Raw genomic sequence first — 12,023 nt, 5'->3', positions numbered from 1 at the left:
CATACTCAGCTTGTGCGCGGGTTCAGCGTACACCACCCATTCATTGCATAAGGTCTCGCATCACCATGCCGAACGGTACCGTCAAGTGGTTCAACGACGCCAAGGGATTTGGCTTCATCTCGCCGGAGGATGGCAGCGCCGACGTGTTCGCGCACTTCTCCGCCATCAACTCCAAGGGCTTCCGCAGCCTGCAGGAAGGCCAGCGTGTCACCTATGACGTGACCCAGGGCCCGAAGGGCGCCCAGGCTTCGAACATCACGCCGGCCGAGTGATCCACTCGACAGTGCGTTGAAAACCCCGCTTCGGCGGGGTTTTTTTTGCGCTGCGACAGGAATTGCGCTGCCGTGGGCGGAGGCCCCGCTGGGCATGCGGATTTGCGCTCGGGCACAATGCGCCCATGAAGGAACGACTGCGCATCGCCGTGATCGGCTACGGCACCGCTGGACAGGCATTGTCCATCCTGCTCTCCCGTGATGGCCACGAGGTGGAGATCTTCGAACGTGTGCCCACGCCCGGACCGGTTGGCGCCGGTTTCCTGCTGCAGCCCAGCGGCCTGCAGGTGCTGTGGCAGATGGGCCTGCTTGACGCCGTGCGCGCGCATGCCGCGCCGGTGCATCGCCTGTACGGCGATACGCCGTGCGAACGCACAGTGATGGACATGCGCTACGCCGGCCTGGACGCACGCCTGCACGGCCTTGGCATGCAGCGCGGGGCCCTGTTCTCGTTGCTGGATGATGCGCGCGCGGGTGCGGGCCAGCTGCATGCCGGCGTCAGCATCGCTGCAGTGGACGCCGAGCAGGGCCTCCTGCGTGACAGCGAAGGGCGCCTGCACGGTGCGTTCGACCTGGTGGTGGCCGCCGATGGTGCGGCCTCGACGCTGCGCGGCACGATCAAAGACGGTAACGGACTGGATCGCGTGTATCCGTGGGGTGCGCTGTGGTGCCTGTTGCCGGCGGAAGACTGGCCACACCTGCAGGAGCTGCGGCAACGCTACGTGGCCGCGCGCAAGATGATCGGGCTGTTGCCGGTCGGTACGCGGCCTGGTGATGACACGCCGCGCCTGAGCTTTTTCTGGAGTCTGCCACGCGCCGATTTCGAACGTTGGCAGGCCGACGGCATGACGCCCTGGCTGGACGAACTGCATGCGCTGTGGCCGCAGGCCAGTGCACGCTTCGCGCATCTGCGTGACGCCGGCCAGCTGGCACGGGCCGTCTACCGCGACGCGGTGATGACGCGCTGGCATCACGGCCGCATGGTGCTGGCCGGCGACGCCGCGCATGCGATGAGCCCACAGCTGGGCCAGGGCGTGAACATGGCGCTGCTCGATGCGCTGGCGCTGCGCGATGCCTTGCGCGCGCATGGTGGTGGTGCCGCGGCATTGCAGGCCTACCAGGCGCAGCGCAGGGCACACGTTGCGGTCTACCAGCGCTGGAGCCGTTGGCTGACGCCGCTGTTCCAGTCCGATCACGATGCCTGGGCGAAGGCGCGCGACGTGCTGCTCGGCCCGATGGGGCGCCTGCCGGGTGGGCGTGGCCACATGCTGCGTGTGCTCAGCGGTACCCAGCATGGCTGGTTCGGTTCGCTCGCGCTGGATCCGGCTTTCGTCGACGCGTTGGCCACTGCGGTGCAGGTGCCTCGCATCAACGCGATCACGGCCACTGCGTGAAACGCGTCGTCACGTGAATTAACGGTTGCATCACTGCGCATATGCGAGAAGTAGGTTGCACGCGATTGCGCGTCGCCCGTTTTCCTTTCCGTGATCAACATCGCGCGTGGCCCGGGAGGCGCTGCCGTCGCAGCCTGTTGCGGCCCGGATGTGCCGCCTGTTGTCGAAGGAGGATGCCATGTTGTTCGCGGTCGAGGAGCTGGAATCGGAAATCTGCAAGCTGCGCGGTCTGTTGCAGATGCTGCACGAGGACCAGCCCGACGTGCTGGAGGACGTGTTCGAGTTCCATGTCGGCAGCCTGATCAGTCATGCGTCGCCGGAGCACCACACGCGCATCCGCACCTGCGCGCAGGAGATGCTGGCGGCGATCCAGGCCTTGCCGCGGCGACGTGAAGGGGACACGCCTGAGTTCCAGCTGATGCCGCAGCTGGATATCCGTCCGGCCTGATTCAAGCCAGGGGCAGTGCCACCAGGCCGTTGTCCACGCAGGCGACCATCTGTTCGCCGGCAGCGGGAACAGGAACGATTCCGGCGGTGAACGCGGAGAAGGCCGGCAGGAGCGTCATCTTGTCACGCAGCCAGAATGCGGGGAAGCGCCGCCGCAACGGAGGCAAAGCGATCTGTGGATGCAGATGCCCGGCGATCACATGCAGCTCCGCATCGCGCACCGGTTCATGCCGAAGCAGGAACGGTGGCAGCCGTACTTCGTCGTGGATCTGCACCTGCAGCCCGGCATGCGGCAGCTGCCGGTCATGATTTCCGCGCAGGACATGCACGTCCAGTGCGGCATTGCGTTCGCGCCATGCCAGCCATTGCTGGTACCACGCAGCGCGATGCGCCGGGCCATGCAGGATGTCGCCCAGGATCCACACCTCGCGGCAGGCATGCCCGTCCAGCAGCCCCTGCAGGCGTTGCAGGTCCTTGCCGGTACCGCCGCTGGGCAGCGCGATGCCTGCGCGGCGGAATACATCGGCCTTGCCCAGGTGCAGGTCGGCGAGCAGCAGTGCCTGCCGCGCGGGCCAGTACAGTGCACGCGCGCCAAGCAGCACCAGCGACTCGCCTGCGCGCAGCAGCGGCAGTTCATCGGCCATGCCGACGCTCCAGCTGCTGGGCCACGCGTTGCACCCGGGTACGCCAGTCTTCGTTGCTGAACTGCCCGCGCAGGCGTTCGGCCCACAGCGGGAAACCCAACGGCGTGAGTGACGCCGGGCGCTGCACCGAGAGGGTCTGCATCCGAATCCTGGCCAGTACCTGTTGCAGCCCCGGCATGTCGAGGCTGTCATTCAGCACTTCCTGTTCCGCCAGCGCCAGCAGCAGGTGATCCGGGTCGTGCTCGCGCAGTACGTCGTAGAGCAGTCCCGCGGACGCCTGCAGCTGGCGCAGTGCCCTTGGCATGCCACCGGGCAGGCTGGGGACCAGCAGGCCGGCGACGCGTGCAATGCCGCGGAACTGGCGACGCGCCAGCTCGCCCAGGTTCACCGCAGCACGCAGATCATCCAGCAGCTGATCGGTGGCGAACAGCGCCCGCCATTGCGCCGCATCCAGATCGATGGCCTGTGCCGGTGCCAGCACCAGGCCGTGATCGTTCACCGCATAGCCGATGCTGTTGCGCTGCCGGCGGGTACAGCGCAGCGCCAGCAGGGCGGCCAGCGCCTCATGCACGTGGCGGCCAGCAAAGGGATAGACGAACAGGAACTGGCCTTCGCGACGCCGCACATCTTCCACCAGCAGATGGGCTGGGCCGGGAAGCGCCGACAACCGCTGCTGCAGTGCCAGCAAGGGTGCCAGCCAGCGTGATTCGGGGCTGTCGTCAGCACCGGACAGTACCCACTCCAGCTCGCGGCCCAGCGGCATCGACAGCGGCAACTGGCCGCCCTGCCAGCGCGGCACGACCCCCTCACCGCGTCCTCGTGCCAACCGGACGAAGGCGGTCATGTCGCGCAGCTGCACCAGCTCCAGCAGACGCCCGGCGAACTGGAAGCGGTCGCCACGGCGCAGGCGGCTGGCGAATTGTTCCTCCACGGCGCCCAGGCTGCCGCCGCGCAGGAACTGCACGCGCACGCTGCCATCGCTGCTGATGGTGCCGATCGACAACCGATGGCGCAGTGCCTGGCGACGGTCGTGCATGCGGTACCACCCATCGGCATCACGCACGACCTTGTGGAAATCGGGGTACTGGGCCAGCGCTTGGCCACCCTGCACGATGAATGTGAGCACGGCCTGCCACTGGTCGTCGCCGAGCGACGCGAAGGCATGGGTACGCCGCACCTGCGCCAGCAGGTCGGCGCTGTCGAAGCCGCCCGCCAGGGCGCGGCTGACCGCATGCTGGGCCAGCACATCCAGCGGCAGCGTCGGCGGCCTGCGCGCTTCGACCACGTTCCCGGCCAACGCACGGCGCACCGCAGCGTACTCGGCCAGTTCCAGCGCATGGCTGGGCACGCACAGGATGGAACCGCTGGCACCCGGGCGGTGGCGTGCGCGTCCGGCGCGCTGGCGCAGGCGCGCCACGCCCTTCGGGCTGCCCAGCTGCAGCACCTGCTCAACCTCGGGGAAGTCGACGCCGAGGTCGAGGCTGGAGGTGGCAACCACGCAGCGCAGCGCACCCGCGCGCAGGCCATCCTCCACCTGCTGGCGCAGCGCCGGATCCAGCGAACCGTGGTGCAGGGCAAGCGTGTCCGGTTCTTCCGGCCAGACTGCGGCCAGCGCCTGATGCCACAATTCAGCTTGCGCGCGCGTATTGGTGAACAGCAGGCTGCTGCGTGCCTGCATCAGTGCCTCCAGCACCCGTGGCAGCTGGGCCAGGCCGAGATGCCCGGCCCAGGGGAAATGTTCGCCAGGGTCCGGCAGCACGCTGCGCACGCTCACTGCTCGAGGGCGTACGCCCTGTACGATCGGTGCATCCGGTTGCCCGGGCAGCAGTACATCGCGCGCCTCATCCAGATTGCCCAGGGTGGCCGACAGTCCCCACAGCTGCGATGCAGGCGCGGCCTGGCGCAACACTGCCAGGTTCAACTGCAGCAGCACACCGCGCTTGTTGCCCAGCAGTTCGTGCCATTCGTCCACCACCACGCAGCGCAGCCGCCGCATGCGCGGCAGCGTATCCGGATAGCTCAACAACAGCGCCAGCGATTCGGGCGTGGTCACCAGTACGTCGATGCGGCCTTCGCGCGCCTGGCGTCGTTCGCGGTTGCTGGCGTCACCACTGCGCAGGCCGACACGCCAACCCAGCCCCAGCCCATCGACCACGGTCTGCAGCGCGCGCGCGGTGTCGCTGGCCAAGGCGCGCAAGGGGGTCACCCACAGCACCTGCAGCGGGCGTACCGCGCTGGCGCGGCGGGGGGAGGGCGGCGGGTCGATCATGGCCTGCAGCAGCGGCCCCCCGAACATCGCCAGTGTCTTGCCGCTGCCTGTGGGTGTGTGCAGCAGCCCGGATTCGCCAGCGAGATAGTGACGCCACATCGCGCGCTGGAACGGCAGTGAGCGCCAGTCTCTGGACGCGAACCAGTCTTCCAGCCGGCGCAGTGCCTGGCTGCGGTTCATCGTGCCAACGCCTGCAGCGTGGCCAACTGATCGGCTTCGCTGGCTGGCTTGTCGTGGCGCCAGCGCAGGATGCGCGGAAAGCGCACGGCAATGCCCGACTTGTGCCGGCTGCTGCGGTTGACCGCCTCGAAGCCCAGCTCGAAGACGTGTTCGGCGCGAACGCTGCGCACCGGGCCGAAGCGCTCGCGGGTGTTGGCGCGGATCCAGCGATCGAGCGCGAGGATTTCCTTGTCATCCAGGCCCGAATAGGCCTTGGCGACCGGTACCAGCGTGTCGCCGTCCCAGACGCCGAAGGTGTAGTCGGTGTACAGCGTGCTGCGCCGCCCATGGCCGGCCTGCGCGTACAGGAGCACCGCATCGATGGTGAGCGGATCGACCTTCCATTTCCACCAGTCACCGCGGCGGCGTCCGGCCTGGTAGGGCGAGGCATGCCGCTTCAGCATCAGTCCTTCCACACCGCGTTCGCGTGCCACGTCGCGCATTGCCGCCGCCTGAAGCCAGTCGTCGGCGTCAACGCCGGGCGAGAGCTGGATCCGTGCATCGTTCAGTGCACCGACGACCTCGGCGAGACGCGCGCGCCGCTGCTGCAGCGGACGTTCGCGCAGGTCCACGCCATCGAGTTCAAGCAGGTCATAGGCGAGCACCCGCACCGGCGTGTTGCGCAGGGTGGCCGCACCGGGTTTTCGGCGCTGGATGCGCGTCTGCAGCGCGGTGAATGCACGCGGCAGGTCCGCGGCTTCGTCCCAGGCCAGCAGCTCGCCGTCCAGCACGCAGCCATCGGGAAGCGCCATCGCCGCCTGTTCGATCTCGGGGAAGCGGCCATCCAGCCGCTCTTCGCCGCGTGACCACAAGGCGACCTCGCCGCGCCGGCGCAGCAGCTGCAGGCGGATGCCATCCCACTTCCATTCCAGCAGCCAGTCATCGATCGCACCGAGTCGTTCGGCAGGGTTGCCCTCCAGTGGCGAGGCGAGGAAGAACGGGTAGGGCTGCTGCCGGTCCAGCGGCAGCTCATCCGGCGACAGCAGCTGGGCCAGCAGCCCGGGCGAGGGCACCCAATCGCCCAGCATGCGCTGGGCGATGCGGGCAATATCCAGGCCGGACCACTCGGCCAGCGCCTGCTGCACCAGTCGTTGCGAGACGCCAACGCGCAGGGCGCCGGTCAGCAGCTTGTTGAACACCAGCCGTTCGCTGCTGCACAGCTGCTGCCAGCCGGCCACGACCGCCGCACGGCGCACCGCCTCGGGTTGGTTGGCCACCGCCAGCAGGTGCTGTTCGATCCATTCGGCCAGGGGGCGGTCAGGCGAGGCATGCGGTGGGTCATCCAGCAGCAGTGTCAGCGTTTCGGCCAGGTCACCCACCTGCGCATAGCTGTCCTCCACCAGCCACGGTGGCAACCCTGATTCCTCGGCGATCCACGCGCGCAGTTCGCCACTGGCGGCGATCTTCCTGCGCGCGCCGCCCACCTTGCCACCACTGAGCAGGTACAGCGCCCACGCCGCATCGTGCGCGCCTGCCTGGCCGAAGTAATCGACCAGTGCCGCTCGCTTGTCCAGCGTGGCAGTGCTGCGGTCCAGGCGTTGGTAGAGCGCGGCGAAGGTCTTCATTCCTCGCTCCCGAAATCGGTACGGAAGGCTTCTGCAGCCACGCCGCGTTCGCGCAGGAACGGAATCAACGCATCGGTATTGCCATGGGTGGCGATCACCCGCTGCGCGCCGGTCTGTTCGATCGTCTGCAGCAGTGCTGGCCAATCGGCGTGGTCGGAAATGACGAAGCCACGATCGACGTTGCGGCGGCGACGGTTGCCGCGCAGTTGCATCCAGCCCGAGGCGAAGCCCAGCTGGTGACGGCCGAAGCGGCGCATCCAGGGCGTGCCCGCAGCCGAGGGCGGGGCGAGGATCAACTGTCCGGCGGCATCAGGCTGGCGGCCCTGTTCGGCCACGGTGAGCGTCTCCAGCATCGGTACGCCGGCCTGCCGGTACACCGCCACGCCATTGGCGATGGCGCCATGCAGCCAGGCCGGGCGATCGTCCAGCGGCCGCAGTTCGGCCAGCACCCGTTGTGCCTTGCCCAGTGCATAGCACAGCAGGATCGCAGCCTCGCCGCGTTGTTCGCATTCGCGGCGCCACGCCACGATTTCGGCGGCGACGGCCGAAGTGTCCGGCCAGCGGTAGATCGGCAGGGCGAAGGTGGCTTCGGTGATGAAGGTATCGCAGGGCACCACTTCGAACGGCGCACAGGTTGGGTCAGGCTGCCGCTTGTAGTCGCCGGAAGCGACCCAGACCTGCCGCCCGTCGTCGATGCGCACCTGCGAAGATCCCAGGACGTGACCGGCTGGATGCAGCGATACCTGTACCCGGCCCAGGCGGAACGGCACGCCCTCGACGTGCGCCTGCACCGGCACATCGCCCAGGCGCCAGCGCAGGATCGGCAGGCTGCCTTCGCTGCAGTGGTACTCGCCCATGCCCGGGCGGGCGTGATCGCCGTGGCCATGCGTGATGACCGCGCGCGCTACCGGTCGCCAGGGATCAATGTGGAAATCGCCGGCGGTGCAGTACAGCCCTTCCGGGCGCAGCACCACCAGATCGTCGTTGGCTGCCATGCGATCACTGTGGCCTGCCGCTCGTGCAGACGGTGAGAACCGGCCTGAACACGGGCTTGGCAAGTCATGCGGCACAATCGGACCGCATACCTCTTGCCGCCAGGATGGACCGGATGAGTGGACCGAGCTTCAGCAGCGACGCGCCCTACGAAACCCATGTGGTGTTGAACCAGCCGCCACCGTTCGCGGGGCGCCAGTTGTGGACCGACGACGTGGCGCTGATGGAAGCCGTGCAACGCGAAGGCGCAGGCAGCTTCGCGCCACGGCTGGCGGTCTATGGCGCGCTGGCCGGCGACGAGCTGTACCGGCTCGGCTTCGATGCCAACCGCGATCGCCCACGCCTGCGCACGCATGATGCGCAGGGTCATCGCATCGATACGGTGGAGTTCCACCCGGCCTATCACCAGTTGATGGAAACGGCGAAATCGCACGGTGTCGCCGGCTTGTCCTGGCACGAACCGCAACCCGGCGCGCATGTCGCGCGTGCGGTGTTGAGCTACCTGCACCACCAGGCCGAGGCCGGCACCAGTTGCCCGTTGACGATGACCCATGCAGCAGTAGCGGTGCTGCACACGCAGCCGCACCTGGCCGAGTGGGCACGCAAGGCCGCAGCGCCGGTCTATGACCCGCGCGACGTGCCGGTGGCTGACAAGGCCGGCATCACCCTGGGCATGGGCATGACCGAGAAGCAGGGCGGCTCGGATGTGCGCTCCAACAGCACGCGCGCCGAACCGATCGATGGTGAGCGCTATCGCCTGGTCGGCCACAAGTGGTTCTTTTCCGCACCGATGTGCGATGGCTTCCTGGTGCTGGCGCAGGCGCCGGGAGGACTGACCTGCCTGCTGATGCCGCGTCGGCTGGCCGACGGTGACCGCAATGCGTTCCGCCTGATGCGGTTGAAGGACAAGCTCGGCGATTGGGCCAATGCCTCCAGCGAAGTCGAGTTCTGCGGCGCGCAGGCATGGCGGGTGGGCGAGGAGGGGCGTGGCGTGGCCACCATCATCGGCATGGTGATGATGACCCGCCTGGATTGCATGCTGGGCGCAGCGGCGGAAATGCGCATGGCGTTGGCGCAGGCGTTGCACCACGCACGCCATCGCCGCACCTTCGGCAAGCTGCTGGTCGAGCACCCGTTGATGACCAATGTGCTGGCCGACCTGGCACTGGAATCGGAAGCGGCCACGGTACTTTCGATGCGCATCGCACGCGCAGTGGATCGCGCAGGCGTGGATGCCAACGAAGCTGCGCTGGCACGGGTGGGAACGGCGCTGGGCAAGTACTGGCTGTGCAAGCGCGCGCCGGCCTTCGTCAACGAAGCGCAGGAATGCCTCGGCGGCGCAGGCTATGTGGAGGAATCGATGCTGCCGCGGCTGTACCGGCAGGCGCCGTTGAATTCGATCTGGGAAGGCAGTGGCAACATCCAGTGCCTGGACGTACTGCGCGCGCTGGCACGTGAACCGGAGGCGCTGGCGGCGCTGCGCGCCGAGCTGGCAGCAGTGGCCGATCGTGATGCGCGCTACGCAGCGGCCTTGCAGCGTTGGGCAGCGGCACCGGCACCGGATGAGTCGCAGGCGAGGCTGTTCTGCGAGCGCACTGCGCTGCTGTTGCAGGCCGCGTTGATGTTGCGGGCGGGCAGTCCAATGGCTGAAGCGTTCGTGTGCAGCCGGCTGGAAGGGCAGCATGGGCTGGTGTTCGGGACGCTGCCGGCGGGTGTGGATCTGTCGGCAATGCTGGCGCGCGCGCTGCCGTAGGGCGGCCAACGGCGGAGCCCCCTTGTGGTGGGCGGCGCGGAGTCTGCGTCGTGAGTGGGCTGCGGACGATTTCCGTGGGCGCACACCACGAAATCAACAGAAAATGCGAATTGCAGGAAGCAGAAAAGCCGCGGCAGTGCCGCGGCTTTTCCAGTAGCGCCGAGCCGATGCCCGGCTGCCGGTACGCCTTAGTGCTTGGCTTCTTCCTTGGCGGCGTTGGCCTTTGCGTCATTGGCGACATCACGGGCCTTGTCAGCAACCTTCTGTGCGGCGTCCGCAGTGGCGTCGCTGGCATGTGCAGCGGCGTCGGTGGCGGCATCCTTGGCCTTGTCTGCGGCGTTCGCGGTGGCGTCTGCGGCCTTGTCCAGTGCCTGCTGGGTATCGGCGGCGGCCTGCTCGGAAGCGGCAGCGGTCTTGTCGGCAGCGTTGCGGGTGGCTTCGGCGGCCTTGTCCACGGCGTCACGGGCGGCAGCGCCGGCGCTGTCGGCGGCCTGCTGCGCGTCCTGCTTGGCCTGTTCGGCTTCCGGACCCTTGCAGGCGGCCAGGGCCAGCAGCAGGGAGGCGGCCAGCAGCGTGGTGGTGATCGGGCGAATCTTCATGGCGGTCTCCGCTACTGCAATGGATGGGGACGCCAGCCTATTCATGCCGTTGTGAAGACGGGGTCGCGATCCGAGGTGCGCGCGCAGGCAGCAGGCCAAAGAAAAAGCCGCTGGCGAACCAGCGGCTTTTCCGGAACAGCCTGAAGAAAGAAGTTATTACTTCTTGGCTTCTTCAGCAGCGTCCTTGGCCTGCTCAGCGGTAGCTTCGGCAGCCTTGGCAGCGTCCTTGGCTTCGCCAGCAGCAGCGTCGGTCGCGGCAGCAGCGGTGCTGGCAGCAGCGTCGGTCGCAGCGTCAGCAGCGGTGGCGGCGGTGTTGGCAGCCTGCTGGGCAGCGTCGGCGGTCTGGGCGCCGGCAGCGGCGGCCTGGTCGGCAGCAGCCTGGGCTTCGGTGGCGGCTTCGTTGGCCGAAGCAGCGGCGTCCTGGGCAGCTTCCTGCTTCGAGCAGGCGGCCAGGGCCAGAGCCAGGGACATCGCGACCAGCAGCTTGTTGATGCTCATTGTGTAAATCCTCGTCGTTAGAATTAGGCAACGCGCATGCTGCGCGCCGACAACATGATGACAAGCCAAGATTGGGTGTCAAGCGATCCCGCATTCATTTTTGAGAAATCGTCGTTAAATCTTTTTAAATCAATTCGATGGCGATGGCTGTTGCTTCACCGCCACCGATGCACAGGGTGGCAATGCCGCGCTTGCCACCGCGCGTGCGCAGGGCATTGACCAGGGTCACCACCAGGCGTGCACCGGAGGCACCGATGGGATGACCCAGTGCGCAGGCCCCGCCATTCACGTTGAGCTTGTCGTGCGGGATGCCCAGTTCCCGCATCGGTGCCATCGCCACCACGGCGAAGGCCTCATTGATTTCGAACAGGTCGATCTGGTCCAGCGACCATCCGGTCTTGGCCAGCAGCGTGCGGATCGCGCCGATCGGGGCGGTGGTGAACCACTCCGGTTCCTGCGAATGGGTGGCGTGGCCGACGATGCGCGCCAGCGGGGTAATGCCACGTGCGTTGGCGTCTTCTTCGGTCAGCAGGACCACCGCAGCGGCGCCGTCGGAGATGCTGGAGGAGCTGGCGGCGGTGACGCTGCCGTCCTTCTTGAAGGCCGGGCGCAGGGTCGGGATCTTGGCGATGTCGGAGCGGCCGGGTTGCTCGTCGGTGGCGACCTCGACCTCACCCTTGCGGGTGGCCACCTTCACCGCGACGATCTCGTCGGCGAATGCCCCATTGGCCTGTGCGGCCTGTGCGCGCTTGACCGATTCGATCGCGTAGGCGTCCTGTTCCTCGCGGCTGAACTGGTACTTGTCCACGGCGCATTCGGCGAATTCACCCATGGCCTTGCCGTCGTAGGCGTTGACCAGACCGTCGTGGGCCATGTGGTCGATCGCCTGGAAGTTGCCGAAGCGGTTGCCCGTACGCGAGTTGGGCAGCAGGTGCGGGGCGTTGGACATCGATTCCATGCCACCGGCGACCACGATGCTGGCCGAACCGGCCTTGATCAGGTCATGGCCGAGCATGATGGTCTTCATGCCCGAGCCGCACACCTTGTTGAGGGTGGTGGCACCGGTCGACAGCGGAATGCCGGCGGCGATCGCCGCCTGGCGGGCGGGCGCCTGGCCGAGGTTGGCCGGCAGCACGCAGCCCATGAGGACTTCAGAGACGTCGCTGGCCGGCACGCCCGACTGTTCCAGGGCGGCCGCGATGGCGGCCGCGCCGAGGGTCGGGGTCGGCACGCCGTTGAACTGGCCGAGGAAGGAGCCGATGGCGGTGCGCTTGGCGGCGGCGATGACGATGTTGGACATGGCAATCTCGTTGATGCGTAAGCAATGTTCGGAAAGGAGACCGAGGACGTTGGAAGCGCCGCGATTTCCC

Annotated in this window: 11 protein-coding genes; 4 read left to right on the top strand and 7 right to left on the bottom strand. The window is 67.6% G+C overall.

From position 1 onward, the window contains the following. Nucleotides 1–65 precede the first annotated feature (65 nt). From ACMGRF_RS12740 to ACMGRF_RS12730, 3 genes are all read left to right on the top strand, one after another. Nucleotides 66–272 (top strand): cold-shock protein, encoded by a 207-nt coding sequence (locus ACMGRF_RS12740; RefSeq protein ID WP_005410590.1) that lies wholly within the window; start codon nucleotides 66–68, stop codon nucleotides 270–272. 125 nt (nucleotides 273–397) lie between these two features. Further along, the gene (locus ACMGRF_RS12735; protein ID WP_049437987.1) at nucleotides 398–1,666 is read left to right on the top strand and encodes an FAD-dependent oxidoreductase; all 1,269 of its coding nucleotides are present in this window, start codon (nucleotides 398–400) and stop codon (nucleotides 1,664–1,666) included. A gap of 178 nt (nucleotides 1,667–1,844) precedes the next feature. Further along, nucleotides 1,845–2,114, top strand: a complete 270-nt coding sequence (locus ACMGRF_RS12730) for a hypothetical protein (RefSeq protein WP_049413041.1) — start codon at nucleotides 1,845–1,847, stop codon at nucleotides 2,112–2,114. A 1-nt stretch (nucleotide 2,115) separates the two neighbouring features. Here the strand turns inward: ACMGRF_RS12730 and pdeM are convergent, their stop codons facing one another. Genes pdeM through ACMGRF_RS12710 form a run of 4 tightly spaced genes read right to left on the bottom strand, consistent with a single transcriptional unit; the run spans nucleotide 2,116 to nucleotide 7,805 of the window. Then, nucleotides 2,116–2,757, bottom strand: a complete 642-nt coding sequence (gene pdeM, locus ACMGRF_RS12725; RefSeq protein WP_180881141.1) for a ligase-associated DNA damage response endonuclease PdeM — start codon at nucleotides 2,755–2,757, stop codon at nucleotides 2,116–2,118. Next, on the bottom strand, nucleotides 2,747–5,206 hold the full coding sequence (locus tag ACMGRF_RS12720; RefSeq protein WP_180881142.1) for a ligase-associated DNA damage response DEXH box helicase: 2,460 nt from the start codon (nucleotides 5,204–5,206) through the stop codon (nucleotides 2,747–2,749). Before ACMGRF_RS12720 ends, pdeM begins: the two co-directional genes overlap by 11 nt. Beyond that, nucleotides 5,203–6,810, bottom strand: a complete 1,608-nt coding sequence (locus ACMGRF_RS12715) for an ATP-dependent DNA ligase (RefSeq protein ID WP_049437994.1) — start codon at nucleotides 6,808–6,810, stop codon at nucleotides 5,203–5,205. Before ACMGRF_RS12715 ends, ACMGRF_RS12720 begins: the two co-directional genes overlap by 4 nt. Beyond that, a complete protein-coding gene (locus ACMGRF_RS12710) occupies nucleotides 6,807–7,805 on the bottom strand; it encodes a ligase-associated DNA damage response exonuclease (protein WP_049413051.1) in 999 nt (332 codons plus the stop codon). The genes ACMGRF_RS12715 and ACMGRF_RS12710 overlap by 4 nt, the downstream gene beginning before the upstream one ends. Before the next feature lie 113 nt (nucleotides 7,806–7,918). On the opposite strand from ACMGRF_RS12710, the gene ACMGRF_RS12705 reads away from it, so the two are divergent. Beyond that, nucleotides 7,919–9,556, top strand: coding sequence for an acyl-CoA dehydrogenase family protein (locus ACMGRF_RS12705; RefSeq protein ID WP_049437998.1), 1,638 nt, complete (start codon nucleotides 7,919–7,921; stop codon nucleotides 9,554–9,556). 188 nt (nucleotides 9,557–9,744) lie between these two features. Here the strand turns inward: ACMGRF_RS12705 and ACMGRF_RS12700 are convergent, their stop codons facing one another. The 3 genes from ACMGRF_RS12700 to ACMGRF_RS12690 form a co-directional block, all read right to left on the bottom strand. Next, on the bottom strand, nucleotides 9,745–10,155 hold the full coding sequence (locus tag ACMGRF_RS12700; RefSeq protein WP_049413055.1) for a hypothetical protein: 411 nt from the start codon (nucleotides 10,153–10,155) through the stop codon (nucleotides 9,745–9,747). Nucleotides 10,156–10,311: 156 nt separating this feature from the next. Beyond that, nucleotides 10,312–10,653 carry a hypothetical protein gene (locus ACMGRF_RS12695; protein WP_049413058.1) on the bottom strand — a complete coding sequence of 114 codons (342 nt, stop codon included), beginning with the start codon at nucleotides 10,651–10,653 and terminating at the stop codon, nucleotides 10,312–10,314. 124 nt (nucleotides 10,654–10,777) lie between these two features. Continuing rightward, nucleotides 10,778–11,953 carry a thiolase family protein gene (locus ACMGRF_RS12690; RefSeq protein WP_049413060.1) on the bottom strand — a complete coding sequence of 392 codons (1,176 nt, stop codon included), beginning with the start codon at nucleotides 11,951–11,953 and terminating at the stop codon, nucleotides 10,778–10,780. Between the last annotated feature and the right edge of the window lie 70 nt (nucleotides 11,954–12,023).

It is taken from the genome of Stenotrophomonas sp. EMP41, assembly GCF_047495535.1.
In the GTDB taxonomy this organism is placed as follows: domain Bacteria; phylum Pseudomonadota; class Gammaproteobacteria; order Xanthomonadales; family Xanthomonadaceae; genus Stenotrophomonas; species Stenotrophomonas sepilia.
The sequence above is the reverse complement of the archived record's forward strand: the minus strand, read 5'-3'. Positions and strand labels throughout refer to the sequence as shown.